Origin of the sequence: Pseudomonas sp. PICF141 (genome assembly GCF_002286815.1) — a bacterium.
Classification (GTDB): domain Bacteria; phylum Pseudomonadota; class Gammaproteobacteria; order Pseudomonadales; family Pseudomonadaceae; genus Aquipseudomonas.
Genome location: NZ_MUNM01000025.1, coordinates 25718 through 52393 on the forward strand (window position 1 = coordinate 25718; position 26676 = coordinate 52393).

The following is a 26676-nucleotide window of genomic DNA, read 5'->3' on the forward strand; positions in this document are numbered from 1 at the left end:
ATGTTGTTCGCCAGTTCATGGAAGTCGCTACGGTTTGCGGGAAATTTCCCAGGAGGACGTGGTTCTGATCTGTCAGTGAAAACCTTTTTTTACACAAGGGCGAAAGCGTGGCGTTCTGCGTCCATTGGGTCGACATTATGAAACCTGTGTTGAGCCATCTAGTGCCGCTCAATCCCAAAAAGCACCTGCGATATGTTTGTCAGGTGCGTGGATCAGTTGCATGCCAAGCACCTGAGCTGGACGGGTTGATGTTGTTCGCCGCGGGCACAAAGGCTTAGGCTTTGCGGCATTCAATCGGGAAGGGATGGCATGGTCATAGACAGAAAGATCAATTCGGCATCGGTGCGAATGAACGCGTTGGACCCGCTCGACCACGCCCTTGAGCTGTTGCATTTCGGCTTTCGCGGGCTGACGGTGGAGGCCGATGCGTATCTGCAAACCGAGGGGTTGTCGCGGGTGCATCACCGCATGCTGTATGTCATCGCCCGCGCCGAGGAACTCAACGTCGGTGAGCTGGCCGCCACATTGGGGGTGAGCAAGCAAGCGGCGCACAGGCCCTTGACCCACCTGTTCGAGCGCGAATTGGTCTGCTACAGCCGTCAACCGCAGCGCCACCGCTTCAAGCTGCTGGCGCTCACTGAGCAAGGGCGGGCGCTGGAGCAGCGGGCCACCGAGCTGGAGCGGCAGACACTGCGCGAGGCGTTCGCCCTCACCGACACGCTGGGGCAGGAAGCCTGGACCCTGATCATGCGGGCATTGGCCGAACGCCTCAATTGAGGCCATCAGGTGATGCGCTCACGGACCACGATGCACTTGGCCAGCGGTTGCACCAGCGCGTCGGTGGCTTCGTCGCACGAGACCACGGTCGGGCTCACCATTAGCGGATCACAGCGGCCGCTGCCGACCAGGTCGAACACCTTGCGAATATGCGGGCGGACGTTGCAGGCGCCCACTGACAGGGTGACGCCGCGCATGTACAGGCCAAACAACGGGATCTTCGGATCGTCGAAAATGATGCCGATGCATGAGCAGTGACCACCCGGCGCCAGGGCCAGCAAGCCGCGGTGCAGGGCGTGGGGGTCGCGGGTGGCAGAGACAACCACGTCGTAGCGCTCATCCAGCACCTGGCCGGGCTCAATATTGGCGCCGCTGCGCCGGGCCAGGTCGCGGCGGTAGTCGTTGTCATCGAGGTAGTCGACGCTGCCCGCGCCAGCGGCAACGGCCATCTGCACCGCCAATACCCCGAGGCTTTCGGTACCACCGACCACCAGCACGCGGGCGTCCTGCCGTGTCGCAATCGGGGTGCTGGCGGCAACCCAGGCGTCGGTCAGGTTGTCGCTGGCGCTGGCCACGGCCAATGGGTTCAAACCGGGGGGCAGCGTCACCAGCATGGCGTCGGCGAACGGCACCTGAACCACTTCGGCAAACAATCCGCCCCAGTTTCCACCGGCCGGCACTCCGTAGGCCGCATGGCGCGGCACCGTGGTGCAGGCGGTGGCGCGACCGGCCAGACACTGGCGGCACTCGCCACAGGCGATTTTCCACGGCACCGACACCAGGTCGCCACGTTTCACGCTGCGTACGTCGGCGCCCACTTCCAGCACCTCGGCCACGCATTCATGGCCAAGGGCGAATGGCGGTTTGAACGGCGTGAGGCCGGCGATCAAACGTCGGTCCAGGTCGCACGAAGCCGAGGCGATGGGGCGCACCAATGCGCTACGCGGGCTGGTCAGCCTGGGCGTGGGGACTTCCACCCAAGCAAGATGGCCGGGGTCACGAACAATAAGCTCCTGCATGACGCTAGCCCCTGACCAGGAAGGTAGTGGTGGCCTTGGCGTAGAGCTTGCCGGCGCCATCCACCACCTGGGCGTCGCAAATTGCCAGGCTGCGCGTCCGTTCCACCAGCCAGCCCTGCACCTGGTAAACCTCACCGACGCGTAGCGGGCGCAGGTACTTGACGTTGAGGTCGACCGTCGAGTGCGGGGTATTTGCCTCAAGGGTGGAGAACAGCGCGAGCGCCGCTGCACCGTCCAGGCAGGTGGCCGCAAAGCCGCCGTGTACAGTTGAGGTGGCGTTCGTCGGGACGGGCTTCGAGAGTAATGCGGCCTGGCTCCACGGCCACTGCGCTGAGGCCCATGGTGTGGCCAATGGAAGGGCCTGGCAGTTCACCGCGGATCAGGGCGCGCAGGGCCTGCAGGCCTGATGGAGTCGGCTCAGTCATGACGGATTCCTCGGGTGCCGCGGCACTGTTGAGAGCGGGATGAATGGCGGCCAGTTGGGCCGCGGTATCGGGATATTCACGGAAAGCGCCCTGAACGACGTCCACCACCAGCGAGCTGGGCGTAAAGCCGAGGAACTCCAGGTGCTGATCCAACTGGGCGATGAACGCCAGCACTCCGGCATGGCCATGATGCTCGCCCACCCAGGGCATGAATGCCGAGAGCCCAGGCGCCTGCCAGCAACAGTCCTGGGTGCAGAGCGGCAGCAACTGCTGCGGTTGGCGAGCGGCGAAGGCGGCATAGGCGGCCTCTACCACTTGGGTCAGCGCGTGACGATCAGGCATGCGAACCTCGCAAGGTAGCGACCGGAAAACAAGGTCTGGTGGCTAACCTATACGGGCGCTACTAATCACGTCAACATTGTTGATTTGACAATGGACAGGCCATTTTTGCCATCGCTCAATAACGCTGAAATGACTTCAGCGTTTGCTCAAGGCACTGGCAAACTGCTCGGGCGTCGGGCTATGTGGCCAGCTTGGAACGCCGTCGGGAAGGGCCAGCCAGGTCTGTTTGCTGTGCGTCCAGATATGCGCCGCAGGCACCAGATCAACTGCTCGCGTCAGTGTGCCGGCACGTAATACAAGCAAGCCGGGCGCGGCACTGGTGGTGTTGAACAGCCGCGTGTGGCACACCGCGCAACAGCGCTGGTTAGACACCTGGCCTTGATGCTCATGGCTGTACTCGGTCAGCGGCCCGGTTATGCGCAGCGCCCCCTCTGGCAGCAGCGCATGCAGGGCAAAGGCGCTGCCACTCCAACGTTGGCAAATGGTGCAGTGGCAGGCGTAGACGGTTGGCAGGGTGTCCTGAGCGAGGCTGTAAGTGACGGCGGCGCAGTGGCAATGGCCGGTGATGGGCATGTAAGGCTCCAGAGCTATGACAAAAGGCCGGGCAGGATGGCGCATTTGGCAACCTGCTCAAATCGGCAAAAGTAAACCAGCGGCTAGTAGGAAATGTATGAGCGTCGATGACCTGGAATGGGAAAACCAACGAGTCTTTCTGGCCGTGTTGCGCAGTGGAAGTTTATCCGGTGCGGCGAGAATGCTGGGCATTGCCCAGGCCACTGCGCGCCGACGTGTTGAAAAACTGGAAGCCGCACTGGGCACTAGTCTGTTCACCCGCACACCCTCGGGGCTGGTGCCGACTGAGCAGGCCCATGCCTTGGGCGAACATGTGGACGCCATGGACACCGCTGCCCGCGCCTTCAACCGCCGGGCCAACGCTGGCGCCAGCAGCGTGCGCATCACCAGTAGCGAACTGCTGGGTGTGCAAGTGCTGCCGCCGCTGTTGGCTGGCGTGCGCCAGGCATTGCCGGAGTTGCGTCTGGAACTGAGCGTCAGTGATCGCCTGGAGGCGCTAGCGCGGCAAGAGTCGGATATCGCTGTGCGCCTGCAGCGGCCCACCGAGGCCAATGTCGTGACCCGCAGGGTGGGCGCGTTGCAGGTGGGCCTGTATGCGACCCCGGCGTGCATCGAGTGCCATGGCCTGCCGCTCTCGTTGGCCGCGTTGAAGGATATGCCAGTGATTGGCCCGGACCGCCGTCTGGCCGACCATCGCCGTCTGGTGCAAGAGGGTGTATTCACGCCGGAGCAGACGTTTCTCATCTGCAGCGACAGCCACCTGGCTCAATTCGCCGCGTTGCGTGCCGGCCTGGGTTTCGGCCTGTGCCCGCAACAGTTGGCTGAGCCGGCGGGGTTGGTTCAGGTGCTGGCGGCCGAGGTGAATATGGCCGTTGATATTTGGATTGCCATGCACCACGACCTGCGACGGGTAAAACGCGCAGCGACAGTGTTCGATTTACTGGCGGCGGCGCTGGAAGGCTTCCTTGCCGGAGCCTTGAACCAGCCACCAAGCTCAGCGCACCAGCCTTAGCACGGCATGCATACCGCAGCAGCCAGCGTGAATTCATCGGTCGCGCCACTCATGCCACGTAGTCGCAAGCGATCCAGTTTCAGGATGCGCTTGAGGTGGGCAAACAACATTTCGACCTTCTTACGTTCGTGGCGAGAGCGCACGTACTCCAGCGTCGCCGCGATGCGTCGAGCCACATCACGAGCGGCTTCATGGACGCTGCGGACGATCTTGCGAATCGAAGTGTTCGGGCAGCACTTGGCTTTCATCTGACATGTCGCGCAGTCGGTCTGTCTGGATCGGAAGACGATGGTGTTGGCTTTGGTGACGTGCGAACGCTCGTTCTTGAAGGCTCGCCATTCGCTGCGTAATACATTGCCGGCTGGGCAGCGGTATTCCTCAGCCTCTTCATTCCAGTGGAAATCGTTACTCGAAAAGCTGTCGTTCTTGCGCTCAGTTTTGTCCCACACCGGCACGTGAGGTTCGATGTCTTTTTCCTCCACCATCCAGGCCAGCATCGGCGCGGTGCCGTGTCGCCAATGAGGCGCTCCGGCTTGCTGTCGAATTGCGCTTCGACCCGATCGATCATCGTCTTGGTGCAAATCTATCGAAGTGAGAATCTTCGTTGGGGCTTGGTGCATCAGACGGAACATATTGATCGTATTGGGTAGGCTCGCGCATTTAAGCGGGAACAAACCCGGCGCCCTGCGCCGGATCTGGTTCTTCTCGAAGCAACAAACTTGTGTGCAAGCCGGGCTTTCGGGCGATCACATCGTTTAGCGCGATGATCCGGCGGAGCTGGCTTGGGCAGCTTCAATGATGAGCGCTGTAACTTTCTGCGGGTTGGACGTCATCACCACATGGGATGCACCTTGGACGGTAATCGTCTTTTTCGAACCCGCGCGATCGGCCATAAACTTCAGCGCAGCCTCAGGAATGTTTTTATCCGCCGAACCGTATATGAACCAGGACGGCAGTTTTTTCCAGGCCGGTTCGCCAGACGCTTCCTTCAATGCAGCCTCGCTGATAGGGCGTTGTGTGGCGGCCATCAGTGCAGACTCTGCCGCGGGTACATCGGCGGCAAATTGTTGGCCGAATTTGTCCTGCAGAATATAGAAATCTTTAGTGCCGTCCTTCAGTTGCACCGGAGCGGCCAAGGTCGGACCAAGGGTCCCTCCCGGATAGCGACCGGAGAGTTCGATGGCGGTTTCGCCTTTGTCCGGTGCAAAGGCCGCGACATAAACAAGCGCCTTGACCCTCGGATTGTCGTGAACTGCGTTGGTGATCACGGAGCCACCGTAGGAATGGCCGACGAGGACTACCGGACCGGCGGTATGCTCGACAATATCTGCGACATAATCAGAGTCCTGCTTGACTCCACGCAATGGGTTAGCCGCGGCAATGACTGGATATCCCTGTTTCAGCAACTGAGCGGCAACACCACTCCAGCTGGACGATTCGGCGAATGCGCCATGCACCAACACTACGGTGGGCTTGGCGGCGCCGGGTTCAACGGCAGCCGCGCTATGCAGAGATGTCAGTGCCAATGCAGCGGTGATGGTGACAGCCAAGAGAGATTTGATATTGAGCATGATCTTTCCTTTTTCATTTACTGGAGACTGCTGGAGAGCAACATTCAGATGTACCCGTCGTCATGTGCCGTCCTGAACGGAACATGAACGACCGGGACTGGCTTATTTGCCCAGGAACGCCAACAGATCCTGGTTGAGACGATCCTTGTGAGTGTCCGTCAGACCGTGTGGTGCTCCCGGATACACGATCAACTCGGCGTTCTGCACAAGCTTGGCAGCGGCATGGGCGGAGGCGTCAATTGGGACGATCTGGTCATCGTCGCCATGCACGATAAGTGTCGGTACGTCGAACGCGACCAAGTCGGTGCGAAAGTCCGTTGCCGAGAACGCCGCGATACAGTCATAGGTGTTTTTGTGGCCTGCTTGCATGCCCTGCACCCAGAACGAATCGATCAGCCCCTGAGAAACTTTTGCCCCGTCACGGTTGAATCCGAAGAACGGACCGGACGCGATGTCACGGTACAGCTGCGAGCGGTTGGCTAGCGAGGCAGTGCGCAGGCCGTCGAAAACCTCGATCGGCAGGCCGCCCGGGTAGTCTTCGGTCATTAGCATCATTGGCGGAACAGCGCTGATAAGTGCGGCTTTCTTCACTCGATCGGTACCGTGACGGCCGATGTAGCGTGCGACCTCTCCACCGCCAGTTGAAAAACCAACCAAGGTGACGTCTTTAAGATCCAGGGTGGTGATCACAGTGGCCAAGTCATCGGCATAGTGATCCATGTCGTTACCCTCCCACGGCTGGCTGGAACGGCCATGGCCGCGTCGGTCGTGGGCGATCACCCGATAGCCTTTGTCAGCCAGGAACAGCATCTGGGATTCCCAGCTATCCGAATTCAACGGCCAGCCATGGCTGAAGGTGACGACTTGTCCATCTTTCGGGCCCCAGTCCTTGTAGTAGAGCTGTACCCCGTCCTTTTTGGTGATATAGCTGCCGGCCTGGGCTTGATTGGCTGCCTGAGCGGCGTGGTTGCTATTGCTCATTGTTGCTTCCTTGTTTTTAGGCAATCGGAATGAATGCCGCTGAAAATGTATTGAAGAAATATGTCGTACTGGAGAAGGCTGCTTCGTTTACTGCGGGCGCTTCCTGTTTGGTAAATCAGCAGGCGCCCGCCTCTCGGTGCATCGACGCTTGCCTGGTTTGGCTGCGCTTGTTGGCTATGGCCAGCTTGCCCATCAGTCGAATCGCGACGCCGGCGCAGGTCATGCCGAAAGGAAGCACATACCAGTCGCTCATCGGGATGCGTTTGAAATTGGAGAAGGCGAATACGGCGGCGATGACCCACATGCCGGTAACGTGCAATGTCTTCCATGCCTTGGGTCCCAGCAGTCGGGCGGGCCCTTTGAATGACGTCAGTGCCATCAGCAGGATGAAGGCGTAGGCGGTTCCGCCTGGAATGTTGTTGGCAACGGTGCGGGCTGGCCAGAACTCGGTATTGAGTTGCCCATATGCGTAGATCAGCACGGCATGGATCAAGTGGGAGAAAGCAAAGGCGAGGCCGATGAAGCGCCTCTCGCGAACCAGTGCCTTAGAGGCAGGCGAAGGCACCAGTACGGCAAAGGCCGACGCGGTGAACGCGATCAGAAACAATGCGAAGGAGGAACGGGCGGTGGCGCGGATGGCGCTGCGCAGTCCCTCAACGAGGTCGGGTTGTACCGCGACAGCCGTGATGCTCATCGCTACCACCAAGGCGGCAATCAGGCCGAACAGCTGCCAGCCCTGAGGGCGGTAGAATTGGGTATTCATGGCAAGAACTCCTGTAGTAAGGGCTCGCCATTCGGGGATCCGGTGGCGAGTCGATGGGGAGAATTCTTGCAAGGGCATGTATACCGGCTATGTTCGACAACCGGCGGTTATGCGTCTTTTTGAGTATGCAAATGCGCTGGATACAGTGGCTTACAAATGCAGGCCACTGTATCCGGCCGATAGAGGCCGCAGTCGATGTGCAGCCCGCGCGGCCTAGTGATAGGCGCCGATGTCGAGGGTCACGCACAGACCGCCACCGTCGCGGTTGCGCAAAGTCAGTGAACCACCAATCGCGATGGCCAGCTGCTGAGCGATCGCCAGCCCCAGACCGGTGCCGCCCGTGCTGCGGCTGCGTGAATTTTCCACCCGATAGAACGGCTTGACCACTTCTGCCAGAACCTCCTCTGGAATGCCTTGGCCCCGGTCAAGCACACTGATCGAAACGCCAGTGCTTGCGTTTGCGCAGATTTCCACTTCGGCGGTGCCAGCGTATTTCAGAGCATTGTCCACCAGGTTCACCAGAATACGGCGCAGGGCATGGGGTCTTGTTTCGATGATCGCGCCGTTCTTGCCGCGCAGGCTGACCTCTCGACCGGTGTCCTGGTAGTCGCAGACCAGACTGTCGAGAAAGGCGTCCAGACTGATGCGGCAACTGGCCTCGGTCGCGCCATGGACACTGCGAGCGTATGCGACACCCTCGCGCACCAGGTGCTCGATTTCGTCGAGGTCGTTGCCCAGTTTGTCTTTTTCTGCCGAGTCCTCCATGAACTCAGCGCGCAGCTTCATACGCGTAATGGGCGTCTGCAGGTCATGGGAAATGGCCGCCAACAATTGCATGCGCTCTTTCAGGTAAACGGCGATACGTGCCTGCATGCTGTTGAAGGCACGGGCGGCATAGGCCACTTCACGCGGACCGCTTTCATCCAATTGCATAGGATGTGCGTTCGGATCGAGGTTCTCCACCGCCTCGGCGAGGCGGCTGAGCGGGCGTATCGCGATTCGCACGGCAAGCCAGGTGCAGCCGATCATCAACACCAACTGAGCAACCAGGGCGAAGGGCAACCAGGGCGACAACGGCCTGACAGAGGGGCGTACGTCGATGGTGACCGGACTACCGTCAGACAGTCGCACCTGTGCCTGAAAATGCGGGCGTGGACCCGGGATTTCGACAAAGGTCAGATCATAGTGGCGGCCCAGGGAGACTTGAAGTGATTGCGCCGCAGTCCCGGCGAGATCGTTCGAGGTGAGAGGACTTCCGGAATCATGCTCGCGCAGCAAATAGTCATAGTTGCGACGCTGCAGGCGCTTGGTCCACTCCGGACGCTCGCCGGCAGGCAGACGGTCGAGGATCGCGATGGAGGTCGCGGTGTCATGTTCGAAATTGCCCAGCATGGCCGTCTTGGTGCTTTCGTAACGTTCGTAGTACTGGGCTGCGAACGTCAGGGACTGGGCGAGTATCAGGCCGACAAGGAACACCAGCCACAGGCGCGAGGCCAGCGTGTGAGGCCATTGCAGCGCGAGTTTCATGCTTGCTCCTCGAGCACTTCGACCGCAAAGGTAAAGACGTACCCTTCATTGCGCACGGTCTTTAAGTAAAGAGGTTCGCGTGCGTCATCGAGCAAACGCTGACGCACGCGACTAACCAGCAAGTCAATGGACCGGTCGAAGATGTCTGCGTCACGGCCCTGGGTCAGGTTGAGCAGTTGGTCGCGACTCAGTACTCGCTGAGGATGATCGAGAAATACCCGCAGCAGCCTGTACTCGGCGCCGCTCAGCGAGACGAGCGTATCGTCCTCATCGAGCAGATGGCGGGCGGTGGTGTCGAGGCGCCACCGCCCGAACTTGAGCCGTCGGCCACTTTCACTGACAACAAAGTTGGGCGGTAGCATGCGCGTACGTCGAAGAACGGCATTGATACGTGCGAGCAGTTCGCGAGCAGCGAAAGGCTTGGCCAGGTAATCGTCGGCGCCCATTTCCAGACCAATGATACGGTCGGTCTCGTCGGTGCGCGCCGTCAACATCAGCACGGGTGTTGCCTTGTGCTTTCCGGCCCGCAGTTGACGGCACAGCAGCAGTCCGTCGTCCCCCGGCATCATGATGTCGAGCACGATCAGGTCCGCCTGATTGGTTTCCAGAAAAGCCCGCATCTGACGGCCATCCGCGACCACGGTGGTGCGCAGACCATTCTTGTTCAGGTAGTTGCCAACCAGTTCCCTGATCTCGCGATCATCATCCACGATCAATACATGATCGACATGTTCCATTCCCTGCTCTCCAAAATGAGCGCAACTATTGCGCGGCTTGGCGATGCCCTATTGCCCGTCGGAAGGGGCCCGTATGCGAACTACTCAAGTCCGGCGAGGCGCCAACTGCAACAATGGAGGTCGCTAATTCACAGCGCGCGTATTACGCCTTTAAACGCCGATGGCAGTCCAGCTTTTTGGGGAACACTGCCGTTTTCTTGTTTGCCTCTTTGGACTCGGCGAAGTCGAGCGCGTCCTCCCGGGTTTAGCTTGCTGTCGAATGGTGGATAGGCCCAAGTGGGCGTCCACCAGCAATTCCAGAATTTGAATTGTGGGTCGCGTTTGGTGCAGATTTTATGTTGGTCGGCGAAACGCAAAAGTCGCTATTAGCGTGCGTGTGTTGCACTGACTGAAAGAAATTCAAATGAGAACGATTGAAGCGGCCCACCTATCGAAGGCAAAATTTGAAAGTCCGATTCCGGCCGGTTTCTACCCTTAGGAACGACTGCTTCTGGCCGATTCTGCCTGTCACGAAGGGCAGCAACCGACCCAGGCTGTGTGAAAACGCACTGAATACGTCGAAAGTTGAGAACTACGGGCGTTGTCTGCGACAACCAGCAGACGGAAATGCGAATTGCCTTAGTCAGCTACATAGACGTTCGTAATGCTGTTTGGGCCGCGTCAGCGGCCCAAACGGCTACTAACTGGCGAGCCAAGCGGTTGGATTCACGCCCTGATCGCCTCAAGCAATCCTGCGATGCCGAAGATGCTCATCATTCGTTTGAGGTTGTAGGCGAGCACATGAAGGCTCATTTCGGTACTTACCCGGCGACGGGAAGGCATTCATTCTTCCTGATTTGGGATTTTCATGTCTGAAAGGCGTGTAGCTTGGGCTCCCATGGGTACTCCAATGGATCTGCGTGAAGTGCTATGGATCTCGATGGCGCTGAAAGCCTCGTATTTACTGGATTTGGCACAAAAAAAGACGTCCGTGGACGTCTTTAGATGATGAAGTGGTGGGCCGGGGTAATTTGAATTGATTCTGTATCAGTATGAATTATATAAAAATTACCGTGGAATACCCTTGGAATACCCATGTAGAGCCTTTACGTCTCAAGGGAAGTATCGCTCGGTTGATTATTGCTAATCACTTTTTGCCAAAGCTCTTCAGTGTCCGGAAATCTGACGGTTAGCCCGTGAGCTAGAAGGCCCATACCTTTCATTGTGTCTTGTCGGGCAATATGAAAACGCAGTAATGCTTCCTCCTTGAGCGCATCTGGAGGAACGTGTTGGGCGAACCGGTTTTCAAGCTGCAGTTGGGAAAACACTGACTTCATTGTCTGTAGGTAGAGCGCCTCCTCTGTTGCTTTCAGCACTTGCCTGATGTCGCTAATGGTCTGCGCAGTGTTGCTGAGCTCTTTAAGTCGTCGGGCCTCATCTTTGACTTCCTGTAGAGCATTTTTGTGCACTTCAATTCTTTGGTGCTCTAGCTCAATAACGTTTCTCAGTGCATCAGTAACTGTGCTGCGCATATCCTGAGCGATCGTGTCCAGTTTTTTTTTGGACGAACTGGTCAAAATGAAATTGTAAGCTTTTCGTCCTGAAAGCTTTCTTCTGGCTTTTCTTTGGCGCCAAGCGTTTCTTAATTGTGAGTCAATTTCTCGATGATGCGCATCATCGGGATAAGGGATGTCGGCACTGAGCACTTCGAACGCGTTGGCTTGAACTGATAAGCCTTTTCGCTGCAGATAGACTCGCGCCCAGTGCCTATCCACCTGGGGGATCTTCTTGATCCAGGAAAACAGAATGCCTCGCTGTAGGTAGTCATACATTTCGTATTTCGTAATCCTGTTTTGGTAAGCAGCTGTCGTTACTTGTATCGTTACGTAGAAACGTTACTTGTGGCGTTACGTGGTAGCATTACTTGTACCATTTACTCCGTAACACGGTGCCAGGACTATCTTATTTTTAGCGGGTGTTTTCGCGCTCAGTGGCGCGACTTTTCTCGCAGGTGATTGTCATGGTTTAGGTAGGTAAGGCGGCAGAATTTATCGGCAGGACGTATGAGGCAGACAGGCGCATCAGAGCCGCAGAAGACTCGGCGTATGCCTGCATGATGATGCTCTCGACAGTTCTATTACGACTGAGCCAGACCGGACTCCAGGTGAAAAAATACTCAGCTCGCTGATCCTCTGAACAAATGCGAGGAGCCAGTTCATGAGGATAATTCGCCTGAAAGAGGTCATGAAAATGACGGGCCTGGGTCGGTCCACTGTGTACAAGTACATTGCCGAAGGCACATTTCCTAAGCCAGTGTCGCTGGGGGACAGATGTGTAGGTTGGCTGGAAAGCGAGGTGCTTGGCTGGATCGTCAGTAAGGTTGAGGAGCGAGATTTGCTGGGAGGTATTCAGCTGAGTGAATGAGCTTTTGAGGAGCCGTACCGGGTGCCCGTCTACTTAGTTAGATGCCAAGCAAGGTAGCTGGGAAACCTGCATTCGCCATATTTCTTTTCCGGTGCGGGTTTGATCACGCAAGCACGCTCTAGCCCGCGTCTGGCGTTGCTGGGCAGCTCAATAGCCTTTCTGTGTGGGTATTATGTTTTAGATAAGCATTATCTATCAAATGGAGGGCGGCCAAACATTGGATAACACAGCTACTGAATAGTCAGGCCTAGGGGTACCAACTCCTAGGCCAGGGAACGATGGTGCACCCAAGTGCATAAGTTAAGAAAATACTCAGCTTGTTGTTGATATGTAAATCAACAGCGGAGTAGTAACCATGCAGCGTCATCCATCCAACAGAAACCTGAGCATTCATTGCGGTGAGACCTTTGAGGGTCTCCCGGTCATGGTCAGCAAAGGTCCTTTCATATACGAACATCTGGCAAAGCTGAAATTGACTATGGAGCGTGCTCTCGGTCAGTACCCACGAGTATTCGCATTTCGGTGTGATCTACGATTCCCTACTCACGTTCAGTTGAGTGAACAGGCCTACTCGAATGCTGCGATTGGCGATTTCATGGAGTCGTTCAAATTCCAGATTGAGAGTAACCGTAATATGGCAGTCCAACTGAACAAGCATGCACATACCAGCGAAGTACGCTACGTATGGGCTAGAGAGCAGGGGCAGGGCAGTCGAGTGCACCATTACCACTTGCTCATCCTGCTGAATCAGGATGCGTTCTATACAGTCGGAAGGCTTGGCTCTGCAAACTCCAACATGTTTCACCGACTGGAAGAGGCTTGGGCCAATGCGCTGAGGTTGTCGGTGGCTGAAGTGCAGGGTCTGGTCGAAGTGCCTGACAATGCTACGTACCGCATACAGCGTAATGACCCCGTTGGGCAGGCGGCGTTATTCGAGAGGGCAAGCTATCTCTGCAAAGCGGCAACCAAGCCATTTGGTAATGGCTATCACGTGTTTGACAGTAGCCGTAACTGAAAAAACAAACCCCAAACAGACTACAGCCGAACCCATGATGATAGGGTTCGGCTGTAGTCGACTGGCGTTAGGTTTACTGTTGGCGACAGGCCTTTGCAGCAGCCATCACGTCATGCAACACGCTTTCAGGTGTACTTCATTGTTCAGCCGCCAGCGCCTGGCTTTGCTACTGCGTTTTGCGCTCGTCTAGCCGCTCGGACTTCACTGACTGCTCGGATGCAAACAGATCCGGCGCGTACTCATCTCGTCAACAAAGATCTAGGAGTAACACTTGGGCTTTGGCGTAGCTGAAGCCCTCCTGATACTCCTGCTTCGGGCCAGTTTGTACAACGCGGATGATCACGCGAGGGGAGTTCAAAGAGTATGCCGTTGGCGCTCTTGGCCTCGTCGGGGCTGAAAATCCCCTGCGAAGGCTCACGCGAACCTGCTGGTCAAAAGGTGTCTTGCTGCGGCTGGGCCAGTTTCTATGCGGCTCGGTCGCGTAGGCCGTGATTGCATCCCAGATGGGAGCAAGTTCTCGTACTGATCTCCCAGGCATTCTGAGGCTTGTAGTGCTGACAGCTACGAGGAGATACATCGCTGCTACAGTTGGATGTGTCTGCAATAGGGTGCTTAGGTAAGGAGAATATATGCACGTTCTGACCCGGGAGCAGGGAACATTCGAGTTGGTCTTGCTAAATGCGGAATATGCACAGGAACGTTTGTATGAGGTTCTGTTACCGGTTCATCGAATAGTGACGGGAGCCTGATATGCCATGGAGTCCAGGACAACTCGTCCGCCATATAGACGACCCGGCGAAAACCGGCACGGTCACCGATCAGACCCGGTTGCGCGCCTCCGGCTCCCAGTGCCGGGTAAACTGGAGTGGCCGCCTGGACTGGCATTATGAGGAGGAGCTCGTCGCGGCTGAGTCGGGTGACAACGACGTCTACGAGCTGATCCAGGAAGGGCGCTACGGGCGAGTGGACGACCTGCGAAGGCTGCTCACGCATGTCCACCTCGCGGGACGGCTGGCGAACGTCGTCTACGCCATGGGGTTAACCCAGACTGACTTCTATCCGCACCAGTACAAGCCGCTGCTGACCCTGCTGGATTCACCGGTAAACGGCCTGTTGATTGCTGACGAGGTGGGACTTGGCAAGACGATCGAAGCCGGCTTGATCTGGACCGAGTTTCGTGCCCGTTACGACATGCGCCGGTTGCTCGTGGTTTGTCCCGCGATGCTGAGGGAGAAGTGGCGGCTTGAGCTGTCGTCGCGGTTCGGTCTCGAAGCGCGCGTCGTCGACGCGGCCGAGCTCCTGCAGGAGCTCGAGTCCAGCGAGCGCCGAGAACGGGCATGGATCATTAGCTACCAGGGCATCCGTGTTCCTGGAGGTTGGGATCCCGCCGAGAGCGACGCGTCCCGGCGATCAGTCCGGGCCAGGCTCGCCGATCTTCTCTATCGCCATGCCGACCGGGAGCCCCTGCTTGATATGGTGACCTTCGACGAGGCGCACTACATGCGCAACGAAGGGACAGGTGCGTGGCGAACCGGTAGTCTGCTGCGCGACGTCAGCACGCATCAGGTGATGCTGTCGGCGACGCCGATCAACCTCGGCTCGGACGACCTGTTCAACGTGCTGCGTTTACTCGACCCAGACCACTTCGAATTCCCGGACGATTTCAGGAACGTCGTCTCGGCCAACAGGCCGGTAATCGCGGCCAGCGACATCGTGCGCAACCCATCGAGCGACGCTCTGGACATCGTGGAGGCGATTCACAAGATCAAGTCGTCGCGTTACTTCGAGAGATCCGAGCGCGTCGACCGCCTGATCGAAGAGGCCGAGGCGGTCGACGAATGGACGAACGAAAGACGTGTCGAATTCGCGGCCAAGATTGAGAGGCTCAACCTGATCGCACACATCGTCACCCGAACGCGAAAGCGTGAGGTGGATATGAAGAGGGTCTTGCGCGACGTCACCGTGTTCGAGGCGGAGATGTCGCCCATTGAAGCCGAGCTTTATCAGGCGATCACGGAAGGTACGCGGGAATACGCGCTGATAAACGGCATCGAACACGGTTTCCTCCTCAGTACGCCCCAGCGGATGGTCGCCTCCAGCCCTGCCGCACTGCTACGCACTTGGCGCGAGGATATGGTGGACGCGGACGCAATGGCCGTCGCGTCGGACGAGGCGGACGAGGACGAAGACCGGGTACGGGACGCGTCGTCGGGGCTCAAGCGGTATCTGGCCGGTCGAGTACTCCGCGAGTTCGATGCGGGCGAACTCACTTGGCAGGATTCGAAATTCGCGGAGTTGAAGGATGCTTTGAGAAGGTTCCTGGCCGAGGATCGTGAGGACAAGGCGATTGTGTTCACGACCTTCCGGGGCACGGCCCGCTATCTCGTCAATCGACTTTCCGTCGAGAACGTCGAGGCAGGTTTGCTGATGGGGGGAGAGGAGTTCGACAAGGAGGCCGTGGTCAACGCGTTCCGGGAACATCGCACCTGCCGTGTGCTCGTCTGCACCGACGTGGCGGCAGAGGGTGTCGATCTGCAGTTCTGCAGGCTCGTGGTCAACTACGACCTGCCGTGGAACCCGATGCGCATCGAGCAGCGTATCGGCCGTATCGACCGTATCGGGCAACAGTCGAACCGTATCCTGGTCTGGAACTTCGTACACAAGGAGACCATCGACGCCCTGATCCTCACCCGTTTGGCCAAACGAATCGGGGTCTTTGAGAGCGCGCTAGGTGAAACGGAAGAGATCCTTGGCAAGGTCCGACGTCTCGAGGATGTTCTGCTGTCCAAGCACCTGACGGCCGATGAAGAAACGCGCCTGATTGAGGAAGTGGCACTCGCGATTGAGAACTCCAAACGCAAACAAGAGGAGCTGGAGCGTGAGGCGATCCAACTGGTCGCCCACGGCCAGCAGTTGCTGGCACAGATTGAGGCGGCGCGTGGTGAGGGAAAAACAGTCACCCGGCACGACTTGATTCGATACGTGGACGGTTACCTCAGGACTGTTCCTGGCTGCCGGGTCGTTGCTGCACGTGGCGAGCCAGACACCTTTGACATAGGTCTGAGCCCGAGTTTGGCGGCGGAGTTGGATGAGTTCGTCAGAAAGGAGAATCTGGTCGGAAAGACCGGACTGGGCTCGGGGCAGACAAGGCGTTGCCGCTTTACCGACAGAATCACCGAGAAGCCGAAACCCGGTGAAGAGATCGTCCATCGCTTCCATCCGATCGTCCGTTTCCTGTCACACAAGGCCGAAAACTGCGAGGCTCGCTTTCCGCTCTATGCGTCCAGAGTCACCGCCAATTGCCTCACGGCGGGCCGCTACGCCGTGATGACCCGATTTGCAAGTTTTTCGGGCGTGAAGGAGGAAGAACATCTCCTCGTCGCCGCCATACCGCTAGATCGGGACACCCCCTTGGATGTTCGTGTAGCGGAAGCTCTACTCGATACGGTCAGGAAATCGGGCGTCGACTGGCCGACGGTTGCGCTTGATGTCTCTTCGGAGTCCGGTGTGGCCGCCGTAGAGCGATGCGAGGAAATTCTCAGAGATCGCTACAGGGCACTCAATGGCGAGAAGCGGCGCGAAAACAGTGATCGTGCCGACGTGCTATCGCAGCTATTGGAGGACCACGTCCGCAAGAAGCGTGACGGATTCGAGAAGCGCATCGCGGGTCACGAGACATTCGCTTCGCTGTATGGGAACAGTCCGGATGGCAAACGACGCAAAGGTCTGGCGAACGCGGAGCGCAAGAAAATGGAGGATTTCCTGGCGAGGATGGAGACGCGCCGGGCAACGCTGATCAGGAAGAGCCAGACCTTTTCGGCGGAAACGCGCGAGATCTGCGTCTTACTCGTGGACGTAATGCGGGAGGGGGAAAGGCCATGAAGAGTTGGAAGGAACAGCTACGGGACGTGAAACGAACGTTGCAGGGGGAGCATTCGAACGAGACGCGGGAAGAAAAGCCGACGATAGTCGACTTCATTCCCCCTACTTCTTGGTTAGAGGCCTCCGACAACAGCGGGGACGACACTCTACCTTCTGGCTCCAAATCATCGGTTACCCATGGGCATCGAGATTCCTGCAAGCCGAGTCGGCCCACTGCCGCAGGGACAGCTTCCGCTCCCGCCGGTTCGTGGTCCAAGGGAGGAGGCGGTGCGAATAACCAAAAGGAAGATGCAGCGAAGAATTTGCCGGGTAATTCCCAGATATCAGATGACGCGCGATCAAGCACGCAGAACCATACGGCGCCGACGCCAGTCTTTCGGCCACATATCGATGGGGGACGCTCTTTGGCCATGCCCGGCTGGGCTGACGCCAGTAGCTCGTTGCAGCATCCCGAGCACCAAGGTGGGAGAACAGCGCCCATGGTGGTCAGAATCGGGGTGGATTTCGGAACCGCCTTCACGAAAGTAGCGATTCGGGCGGGCGTCGACCTGGTCCCAGTCGACTGGTCCGCGGTCACCGGTGACGAGTCGACAACCGGGCGATATGTGATACCCGGCTTCGTCCACCGTGCACCGGATGGTGAGTACTTCTGGCGGCGACTCGCGGAGACCGATATCCAGGGCAACCTCAAACTCCCGCTCATCGAGATGGCAGGTTCCGATGAGTGCCCGATGTCCGCCCTGGCTTATCTCGCATTGGTCATTCGCTACGCCAGAGCGTTTCTTTATCAGCACCCCGAGGTCGGGCGGAAACTGGCGGCCCGTTCGCTTCGTTGGGAGTTGAACGTCGGATGCCCCACCGAGCCACACGAGCGACCGGAGGTCGTGGACCTTTTCCGGCGCATCGCTCGGACTGCTTGGCAACTGGCGGGAGTAAGCCATCTTCAGGAGTCTAACATCACTGCCGCGTGGAGGAGTGGCGAAGCGGACGTCGGCCTCGAGACGGAGCCGGGCGTCGTGCCGGAGTTCGTGGCGCAGATCGCCGGTTACCTCGGTTCGCCCCAGGTGAGCGAAGGATTGCACGTGCTGATCGATATTGGTGCGGCTACTCTCGATGTGGCGACGTTTAACGTCGTTTTGCCAAATGATCTCGACTCCTCGCCGCGAATTCCAATCTTCTTCTCCGCCGTCCGTCCACTCGGAACCCACTACCTGTACCACAACCGTCATTCCAGGCTCGACCTTGATTTTGCATGGGACGATGCGGCGCCTGTCGAGCCTGCCGATGGCTTCGCGAAACGACACGACAAGCGTCGGGATGATGTCGATACTGTCGACTCGGAGTTCGCGAATCGAGTCGCGAGATGCATCGCCGGGGTGACCGATGGCACCCGTACCAACTCACGGGGAGATCCGCGAAGCTCTGCTTGGAGTGAAGGGCTGCCGATATTCGTCACCGGCGGCGGATCCAGTTGTGAACTCTATCGCCGGGCAATCGAAACCGGAGAGCTCAATCTGAAGCGAAGGATGTACTTACCGAGCAGCTTCCGGTTCATCGAACTGGATCCACTCGGCGCGAAGTTCCCGCACTTCGGTATCGAAATCGGAGGCCGGCTCAGCGTCGCGATCGGTTTGACGGAGGATGCGGAAAGCATCGCCCGTGTCGTTCCACATCGCGATATCGGGCCGATTATGCGGTCTGTGACGGAGCGTATCGACCATACGGAGCTCTATGACGACTGATGAATCGGTGTGAAGCCTTTTTGAATCGCCGAGCTCTAGCAGGGCATGCGCATCAGCCTGATCTGCAAAGGGCGCGGCGATGTAGCCAAAACGCCGATGTCCGACAAGTGCGCGCCCGCAAACTGACCATGCTGGCAAAAAGCATTGAGTATGGCTTTACCCATGTTCAGGCAGTGGATAAGGTGACGGACATCGCATCATGGCAGGCCGTGGTACCCCAGGGTTGGCCAATCTACAGCGTTATCTGCGAGCACGAACGCTGCCGTTTCAGCCCTCGAACTCCACATTTGTACCCAAGTGAATTAGTGCTTTGCGCCCATAAAACGCGCCGGGCATAGGCTTTTGCTCATCCGTATCCATCAGTTAGATGATTACGGTGCTAAGGAGTTAAGAATGACCGCAATGGCGGAAGACAGCAGCTACCGTGATATCCCGGAACCGGGCCAGCTCGTTGAAGTTAGGCGCCGGCAGTGGGTGGTGGCTGAAGTGGATGCTTCCAAGTTGGGCAGCGTGCAGCAGCATGCCGTCATGCTGGCTTCCATCGATGAGGATGCTCTGGGCGAAGAGCTCCAGGTGATCTGGGAAATTGAGCCGGGCGCGCATGTTATCGAGCGTGCTGGTTTGCCCGCCATCACCGGGCAGGACGACTCCAATACCCTGGAAGCCTTTCTCGATGCCGTGCGATGGGGAGCCGCTACCAACGCGGATCGTGGTTTTCTCCAAGCACCGTTTCGCAGCGGCGTGAGCCTTCAGGACTTCCAGTTGGACCCGCTGGTGCGCGCGATCGACATGGCTCGCGTCAACTTGCTGATTGCCGATGACGTAGGTCTCGGCAAGACGATCGAAGCAGGTTTGGTCATCCAGGAAATGTTGTTGCGCCATCGTATCCGCACTGTGCTGATCGTTTGTCCCGCATCGCTGCAAGAGAAGTGGCGTGTGGAGATGATGGAAAAGTTCGGCTTAGAGTTCCGCATCGTCGACAGTACTTACATTAAGGAGATGCGACGCGAACGAGGAATTCATGCCAATCCATGGACCTCGTTCCCGCGCCTGATCACGTCAATGGATTGGGCCAAAGCTGGGGATGGTCTGCGTGCCTTCCGCGATATCCTGCCGGCACATGTCAGCTATCCACGCAAGTTCGACATGCTGGTCGTCGACGAGGCGCACAACGTCGCGCCGGCAGCGAGTGCGCAATACGCCATCGAGAGTCAGCGCACCCGTTTAATCCGCACCATTGCCCCGCATTTTCAGCACCACCTGTTCCTGACCGCTACGCCGCACAACGGCTACACCGAGTCCTTCACTTCGTTGCTGGAACTGCTCGATGACCAGCGCTTCGCACGTAACATCATGCCGGAAGAGAAACAGCTGTCCCAGGTGATGATTCGCCGCCTCAAGAGTGAAATTACCGACAAGGATGGGCAGCTGATCTACGCCCAGCGCAAGCTGGAAGCATTGCCTGTCAACTACACCAACAGAGAAAGAGAGATCCATCGCAAGCTGCAAGAGTTCTGTGCCTGCAGGGAAACTGCGGATGAGGAATTGGGCGGCGTGACAGGGGCGTCCTTCGTCAATCAGCTGCTGCGCAAGCGCTTGTTCTCATCGCCGGCTGCCTTCGCGTCGACCCTTGAAAAACATGTCGCGACTTTGGAGAGCGGCGGAAACGGTAAGGCACGGACGGACTTGTCCGAGCGCATCTTGCTCAAGGCCATTCAGCGTGCGGAAGAGGATTACGCCAACGACGCCGATGTCGAGGTTGCGCAGCAAGAGGCCGTAGAGGAAGCCACGCGCCACTCGCGCCCCTTGAACGCAGAAGAGCGCATCCTGCTTGACGAGCTCAGGCATTGGGCTCAGCAGGCGATGAATCAGACCGATTCCAAGGCCAAAGCTCTGCTCGCCTGGATTGATCGGCATCTGAAGACCGATGGAGTTTGGAACGGCAAGCGCGTGATTCTCTTCACCGAGTACCGCACCACGCTCGATTGGTTGCACCAGATTCTGGCGACTCATGATTTGGGTGGGGATCGCCTGATGATCCTGCACGGCGGCATGGATCATGATGATCGAGAACAAGTGAAGGCGGCATTTCAGGCTGCTCCGGATATTTCCCCCGTGCGTATTCTGCTGGCCACCGATGCTGCTTCCGAAGGTATCGACCTGCAGAATCACTGCAACTACCTCATCCACCTGGAAATCCCGTACAACCCCAACGTCATGGAGCAACGTAATGGTCGTATCGACCGTCACGGTCAACGCGAAAAAGAGGTGTTGATCTGGCACCCGGTCGATGCTCGCGAGGACGAGGGGGCTGTCGGTGGTCACAAGGAAGACATCCTCCGTGCGCTGCGCAAGCTTGACTCCATGCGCGCCGACATGGGCAGTGTGAACCCAGTGATCGCACCGCAGATGTCCGGGCTTATCGAAGGATCTCTGCGCGATCTGGATACCCGCCTGGCGGACGCGAAGATCGCTCAGGCTCGTCGCTTCGTCCGTACCGAAAAAGACCTTACTAATCGGGTGGCCAAGCTGCATGAGCGCCTGGTCGAGACGAGGGAGGACTTTCATCTTTCTCCCGAGCACATCCTGAAAGCAGTCGAGACCGGCCTGGCGCTGGCCGAGAAGCCGGCTCTCAAGCCATTGACGATGGCAGGTATCGCACCGGGGAAAGTCTTCGAACTGCCACCTTTGGGCGGAGCTTGGGAACGTTGCCGCGAAGGGCTAGAACATCCCTTCACCGGTAAGACTCGCCCGGTGACCTTCGACCATGAAGTCGCCAAGGGACGAGATGACCTAGTGCTCATTCATCTCAATCATCGCTTGGTACAGATGTGCTTGCGTTTGCTGCGCGCCGAGGTCTGGGCTCAGGAGGACAACAAGCGGTTGCACCGTGTGACGGTGCGAGTGCTGCCTGACGATCGTCTCGAGGCCCCGGCTGTCGTGGTCGTGTCACGCTTGGTGATCACTGGAGGTAACCATCATCGCCTGCATGAAGAGCTGACTGTATCTGGCGGCTATCTGCGCGAACAAGGCTTCAAACGCGAGGATGGCGTCACTCGGGTGCAATCCTGGCTGGACGAAGCGGAGCCGTGTCTGCTTGACGCCTCAGCGTTCGACAAACTGCGCTATCGCTTCGCCGCTGCCGTAGAGGCCATCCAGCAAACACTCACGACACGATCGCGTAACCGCCTCGAGTTTTTGAGCAACACCTTGGAGACCCGCAAGAAGAAAGAAACGGAAGACATTCTTGCTGTGCTCGACGAATTGGATAGCGCCATTCGCAAAGAGCTGGGCAAGGACGAGCTGCCTGAGCAGTTTTCCTTGTTCAGTGAAGATGAGCGCACCCAAGTCCGCCGTGACAACTCGGCATTGCAGGCACGTCTTGCGCGCATTCCAGCCGAGCGGGAGCAGGAAACCAACGCCATCGAAACACGTTACGCAGAACCACAGGATCGCACCTTCCCGGTAGCCGTCATTTTCATCGTACCCGCATCATCAGCCCTGGGAGGCCGCCCATGAAACCCCTCGATATCCACGATGAATGGTTGTCGCTGATCGAGGTCTCCGGTCCTTTTCTCGCCACGCCCGTACTGAAGCGCGTCTTCTCCACCGGTCTGCCGGCAGTCGAGCCGCGAATTCGACAATATTTGCGCCAGGCCTATGACGAGTGGTGCGAGGCTCGTGACAACGGCGATCCCCGGTTCGCCGAACTGCACCGAGCCTGGATTCACGAAGTGCTCGCCCGTGGCCTTGAGTACGACGAGTCCGATAGCGGTGAGCTTCTCCTGCGTGGAGAGCGCATCCCTGCGGAACTACGCGTCGCTCTACCTGAGCATGGCGTCACCTTGGCGCCTGACTATGCGCTGGTTTCGGGCGGTAAAAGCCAGCTGCTTGTCCAAATCTATCCAGCTGGTACGGAGCTCCAAGCTGCCCTGAAAATCGATGGATGGATCGCCAACCCAGCCGAGCGCATGGAGCGGCTCTGCCGGGCCAGCGGCTGCCGCCTCGGCCTAGTCACTGATGGCGAGCGCTGGATGCTGGTCGATGCTCCTGTTGGAGCGGTATCGACCTTCGCCAGTTGGTATGCACGCCTCTGGGGGCAGGAGCGGCTGACGCTGCAAGCCTTCCTCACCTTGCTGGGTATCAGACGCTTCTTCGGACCTGATGATGAGACCCTACCCTTGATGCTGGACGAGTCTCTCCAGCACCAAGAAGAAGTTACCGATGCCTTGGGTGAGCAAGTTCGCCGTGCGGTCGAGGTCCTGATCCAGGCGCTGGACAAGGAAGACCGCGAGCGCTCGCGGACGCTGCTGCAAGGTGTCGAACCGACCGAGCTCTACGAAGCGGGCCTGACCATCATGATGCGTCTGGTGTTCCTATTGTCAGCTGAGGAGCGTGGACTCTTGCTGATGGGGGAAGAGGCGTACGAGAGCAACTACGCCATTTCCACTCTGCGTATGCAGCTGCGCCAGGAAACCGAGGAGGTGTTGGAGCGGCGCAACGATGCATGGTCCCGGTTGCTGGCTACCTTTCGCGCGGTATACGGCGGCATTGAGCATGAAACGCTGCGCCTTCCGGCGCTGGGTGGTTCGCTATTCGACCCCGATCGTTTTCCTTTCCTCGAAGGTCGCGCCAAGGGCTCCGACTGGAGGGTCGATCCCGCCCGCCCGCTACCGATCGATAACCGCACTGTGTTGCTCCTGCTGGAGGCCATCCAGCAGTACGAGGGGCGTACGCTCTCCTACCGTGCGCTAGATGTAGAGCAGATCGGTTACGTCTACGAAGGCTTGCTGGAGAGAACTGTCGCTCGAACCGAATGGGTGACAGTGGAGCTGACCGGTGGCAAGGGGGCGAAGACCCTTTACGCTCTGGAGAAGCTCGAAGTTTTACACCGTCGGGGTGACGATGCTTTGGTTAATGAGCTTTCCGGTGCCGATGCCATCAAGCGTGGCGCAGGACCAATCCGCAAAGATATCGAACGCTCGGTCGATGCCGCCCTGGCCAACCGCCTGCTCACAGCTTGTGCTGGAGATGAAGAGCTGCGTGATCGTGCTTTGCCGTTCCTCAATCTGCTGCGCACCGATCCTTGGGGCTACCCGCTGATTTACCCTGAGGGAGCCTTCATCGTTACCACCGGCACCGATCGGCGTGAGACTGGCACTCACTACACCCCGAAGTCGCTCACCGAGGCCATCGTCACCGAGACGCTGACGCCGATCGCCTATATGGGGCCGGCAGAGGGAACTCCACATGAGCAGTGGGTGCTCAAGTCATCCGCCGAGCTGCTGGATCTGAAAATCTGCGACCCGGCCATGGGGTCGGGGGCCTTTCTGGTGCAGGTTTGCCGCTGGTTGGCCGATCGTCTGGTTGAGGCTTGGTCACAGGCTGAAGATGTCGGAAAGACAGTGAGCGTGGATGGAGAAGTCCTGGAGGAGCCGGACACCAAGGAGCTGCTGCCTCGCGACAGCGAGTCGCGCACCACCATTGCCCGCCGCCTCATTGCTGAACGCTGCCTTTACGGTGTGGACCTTAATCCATTAGCGGTCGAGCTCGCCAAGCTCTCCATCTGGCTGGTGACGCTGGCCAAGGGGCGCCCCTTTGGTTTCCTCGACCACAATCTGCGCTGTGGCGACAGCCTTCTCGGTATCCATCGGCTGGATCAATTGACTCAGCTTTCGATAAATCCTACCGGCCAGAAGCAACTACGCCTGTTCGGCCAGAACATTGAGCAGGCCGTGCGCGAGGCCATCGAACTGCGCATGCGTCTGCGCGAGATGCCCATCCGCGACATTCGCGATGTAGAGGCGATGGTGCATTTGGATGCCGACGCACGCCGCAGGCTCGAAGTTCCGGAATGCATCGCCGATGCGTTCATCGGGGAAGTGTTCGCATCGGTCGGCAATGGCATGGGGCTGTCGAACATTCAGGCGTCGCTGACAATCCAAGCTGGACAGGCTATCGAGGGCGATCGTGCCGTGCTCACGTCGATGCGTCAGCGATCGATTGCTGCACTCTCAACCGACCTGCCTGCTGACAAGCCAGCGCGCCGGCCTTTCAATTGGCCGTTGGAGTTCCCAGAGGTGTTCGCGCGCGAGCGCGGTGGCTTCGACGGCATCATCGGAAATCCCCCTTTTCTGGGCGGCCAGCGCATCACCGGCGTCGCGGGCACTGCCTTTCGCGATTGGCTAGTCGCGCACATTGCCGAGGGGCGTCGCGGTTCTGCTGATCTGGTCGCCTATTTCTTTTTGCGGGTTTGGAGCCTCCTGCGCGAAGGTGGGGGCTTCGGGCTGCTCGCGGTCAACACCATCGCGGAAGGTGACACGCGACAGGTCGGGTTGGAGGCCATGGTCGGCGCGGGTGCCGTCATCCATGCGGCCTACCCGAACGAACCCTGGCCCGGAAAGGCGAACGTCGTCACTAGTCGCGTGCATGTGCGAAAGGGGGGCTGGGACGGCGAGCACTCGATCCACGGACGCCCCGTCTGCGTGATCTCCGCGTACCTCTCGGATCGTGAGGAATTGAGTCCCAAGAGGCTAAAAGTGAATGCGATTCGCTGCTTCCAGGGTTCGGTTGTTCTTGGGATGGGCTTTGTCCTCACGCCTGACGAGGCCGCACGCCTGCTCAACGACGACTCCAGAAACGCCGACGTTGTTTTTCCGTACTTGGATGGTGATGATCTGAAGTCCGTTCCGGAACAACGCCCAACTCGATGGGTAATCAATTTTTGGGATTGGCCTGCGGAACGCGCTCGCGACTACATGCTCCCGTGGCAGCGCATCGAGGAACAGGTCAAACCGGAGCGGGCCAATAACAGCCGCCGCGAACGACGGGAGAGATGGTGGCAGTTCGGTGAGAAGACACCTGCCCTCTACCATGCGATCGGACTCGGGCGTCATTTCGAGCAGCACCCCGATGACTGGCGCACAGACGCTCCGCCCCCTAAACGCGTGCTCGTCGCCGGGCGCGTCGGAAAGTACTTCAACCCGTCCGTCGTCGAGAACAAGGCCATCTTTCATGAGAAGTGCGTCGTATTTGCAGTGGACGAGATCTACGCCTACGCGGCGCTTTTCAACTCGTCTCCGGTCGACGCATGGGTGTGGAAGCACTCATCGCGGATGAAGCTTGATCTGAACTTCTCGCCTTCCGACGCCGTCGAGACCTTTCCCTTCTTGGAACCCGCCGAGATCACGCGCTTTGACAAACTCGGTCGCGAGTACCTGCAAGCGCGCCACGAGGTGATGATTGATCCGGCCAACCCGATCGGCCTCACGAAGCTCTATAACCGCTTCCACAACGCGGGCGACGCCGACCAGCCCATTGAACGTCTGCGTGAGCTGCACCGCGAGATTGATGCGGCAGTCATGCGTGCCTACAGGTGGGAGGACATCGACCTCGGGCACGGCTACCACGAGCAGCCGAACCTCGCGGAGAATGACCGCGTGCGGTTTACCATCTCCGACGGCGCTCGTGCCGAGGTGCTGCGCCGATTTGCCGAATTGAACCGTCAGCGTTACGAAGAAGAAGTTGTCCAAGGACTGCATAGCGTCAATGCGAGGCGAGCTTCAACCCGCGCTCCGCGTGCTAGTCGATCTACTAGCGCCACTCCAATCCAAGCAGGGCTCGACTTCGATGCTGTGATAACACCCTCTAAGAATTTCGCAGCCTCGGCAGCGGAAATTTTCGGATTTCTTCGAACCAACCAAGGCTGGCACGCCAAGTCCGATATCCTCGCAGCAACAGGTATTTCGGATGGGCAATGGAATTTCGCTATCACCGACTTGATTGCGGGCAATAAGGTCGAGCGCCAAGGTGAAAGGCGCGGTGCTCGTTACCGAGTCAGGAGAGAGGGGAGGCTATGAGTAGAATCCCTCTCGTACCGAGAATAAGAACTTTGCCGTATCAGTGAA

18 protein-coding genes and 1 pseudogene are annotated in these 26676 nt (G+C 58.5%); 8 read left to right on the top strand and 11 right to left on the bottom strand.

The features are described 5' to 3' along the window. Nucleotides 1-309 precede the first annotated feature (309 nt). The gene (locus tag BZL43_RS04365) at nt 310-777 is read left to right on the top strand and encodes a MarR family winged helix-turn-helix transcriptional regulator (RefSeq protein WP_095631176.1); all 468 of its coding nucleotides are present in this window, start codon (nt 310-312) and stop codon (nt 775-777) included. A 5-nt stretch (nt 778-782) separates the two neighbouring features. On the opposite strand, the gene BZL43_RS04370 is transcribed toward BZL43_RS04365, so the two are convergent. From BZL43_RS04370 to BZL43_RS04380, 4 genes are all read right to left on the bottom strand, one after another. Continuing rightward, nucleotides 783-1796 carry a zinc-binding dehydrogenase gene (locus BZL43_RS04370; RefSeq protein ID WP_095631177.1) on the bottom strand — a complete coding sequence of 338 codons (1014 nt, stop codon included), beginning with the start codon at nt 1794-1796 and terminating at the stop codon, nt 783-785. Between the two features lie 4 nt (nt 1797-1800). Beyond that, nucleotides 1801-2034, bottom strand: coding sequence for a PaaI family thioesterase (locus tag BZL43_RS28460; RefSeq protein WP_256582805.1), 234 nt, complete (start codon nt 2032-2034; stop codon nt 1801-1803). Then, nucleotides 1994-2563 carry a nuclear transport factor 2 family protein gene (locus tag BZL43_RS28465; protein ID WP_256582802.1) on the bottom strand — a complete coding sequence of 190 codons (570 nt, stop codon included), beginning with the start codon at nt 2561-2563 and terminating at the stop codon, nt 1994-1996. The genes BZL43_RS28460 and BZL43_RS28465 overlap by 41 nt, the downstream gene beginning before the upstream one ends. Nucleotides 2564-2698: 135 nt before the next feature. Next, entirely contained in the window at nt 2699-3136 is a 438-nt protein-coding gene (locus BZL43_RS04380) for a GFA family protein (RefSeq protein ID WP_095631178.1), read from the bottom strand. A gap of 97 nt (nt 3137-3233) precedes the next feature. Here BZL43_RS04380 and BZL43_RS04385 point away from each other — a divergent pair, with 97 nt between their 5' ends. Next, entirely contained in the window at nt 3234-4148 is a 915-nt protein-coding gene (locus tag BZL43_RS04385) for a LysR family transcriptional regulator (RefSeq protein WP_095631179.1), read from the top strand. On the opposite strand, the pseudogene BZL43_RS04390 reads toward BZL43_RS04385, so the two are convergent. The 7 genes and pseudogenes from BZL43_RS04390 to BZL43_RS04420 form a co-directional block, all read right to left on the bottom strand. Further along, nucleotides 4145-4725: pseudogene (locus BZL43_RS04390) on the bottom strand (transposase); the annotation flags it as partial. The gene BZL43_RS04385 and the pseudogene BZL43_RS04390 sit on opposite strands and share 4 nt — an antisense overlap. A 178-nt stretch (nt 4726-4903) precedes the next feature. Continuing rightward, a complete protein-coding gene (locus BZL43_RS04395) occupies nt 4904-5719 on the bottom strand; it encodes an alpha/beta fold hydrolase (RefSeq protein ID WP_095631180.1) in 816 nt (271 codons plus the stop codon). A 102-nt stretch (nt 5720-5821) separates the two neighbouring features. After that, a complete protein-coding gene (locus BZL43_RS04400) occupies nt 5822-6700 on the bottom strand; it encodes an alpha/beta fold hydrolase (protein WP_095631181.1) in 879 nt (292 codons plus the stop codon). A 115-nt stretch (nt 6701-6815) separates the two neighbouring features. Beyond that, the gene (locus BZL43_RS04405) at nt 6816-7463 is read right to left on the bottom strand and encodes a ferric reductase-like transmembrane domain-containing protein (protein WP_095631182.1); all 648 of its coding nucleotides are present in this window, start codon (nt 7461-7463) and stop codon (nt 6816-6818) included. A 213-nt stretch (nt 7464-7676) separates the two neighbouring features. Then, on the bottom strand, nt 7677-8990 hold the full coding sequence (locus tag BZL43_RS04410; protein ID WP_095631183.1) for an ATP-binding protein: 1314 nt from the start codon (nt 8988-8990) through the stop codon (nt 7677-7679). Then, nucleotides 8987-9727 carry a response regulator gene (locus BZL43_RS04415; RefSeq protein WP_095631184.1) on the bottom strand — a complete coding sequence of 247 codons (741 nt, stop codon included), beginning with the start codon at nt 9725-9727 and terminating at the stop codon, nt 8987-8989. The genes BZL43_RS04410 and BZL43_RS04415 overlap by 4 nt, the downstream gene beginning before the upstream one ends. A gap of 1085 nt (nt 9728-10812) precedes the next feature. Beyond that, nucleotides 10813-11538, bottom strand: a complete 726-nt coding sequence (locus tag BZL43_RS04420) for a hypothetical protein (protein WP_095631185.1) — start codon at nt 11536-11538, stop codon at nt 10813-10815. Nucleotides 11539-11923: 385 nt separating this feature from the next. Between BZL43_RS04420 and BZL43_RS04425 the strand changes: the two genes are divergently transcribed. From BZL43_RS04425 to BZL43_RS04450, 6 genes are all read left to right on the top strand, one after another. Next, a complete protein-coding gene (locus BZL43_RS04425) occupies nt 11924-12130 on the top strand; it encodes an AlpA family transcriptional regulator (protein ID WP_095631186.1) in 207 nt (68 codons plus the stop codon). Between the two features lie 355 nt (nt 12131-12485). Further along, the gene (locus BZL43_RS04430; RefSeq protein WP_095631187.1) at nt 12486-13145 is read left to right on the top strand and encodes an inovirus Gp2 family protein; all 660 of its coding nucleotides are present in this window, start codon (nt 12486-12488) and stop codon (nt 13143-13145) included. Between the two features lie 750 nt (nt 13146-13895). Beyond that, nucleotides 13896-17027, top strand: a complete 3132-nt coding sequence (gene drmD / locus BZL43_RS04435; RefSeq protein WP_095631188.1) for a DISARM system SNF2-like helicase DrmD — start codon at nt 13896-13898, stop codon at nt 17025-17027. 479 nt (nt 17028-17506) lie between these two features. Then, entirely contained in the window at nt 17507-18769 is a 1263-nt protein-coding gene (locus tag BZL43_RS04440) for a hypothetical protein (RefSeq protein WP_095631189.1), read from the top strand. Between the two features lie 393 nt (nt 18770-19162). After that, entirely contained in the window at nt 19163-22288 is a 3126-nt protein-coding gene (gene drmD / locus BZL43_RS04445; protein ID WP_095631190.1) for a DISARM system SNF2-like helicase DrmD, read from the top strand. After that, complete coding sequence (locus BZL43_RS04450) at nt 22285-26628, top strand: Eco57I restriction-modification methylase domain-containing protein (RefSeq protein ID WP_095631191.1); 4344 nt, start codon at nt 22285-22287, stop codon at nt 26626-26628. The genes drmD (BZL43_RS04445) and BZL43_RS04450 overlap by 4 nt, the downstream gene beginning before the upstream one ends. Nucleotides 26629-26676 lie beyond the last annotated feature (48 nt).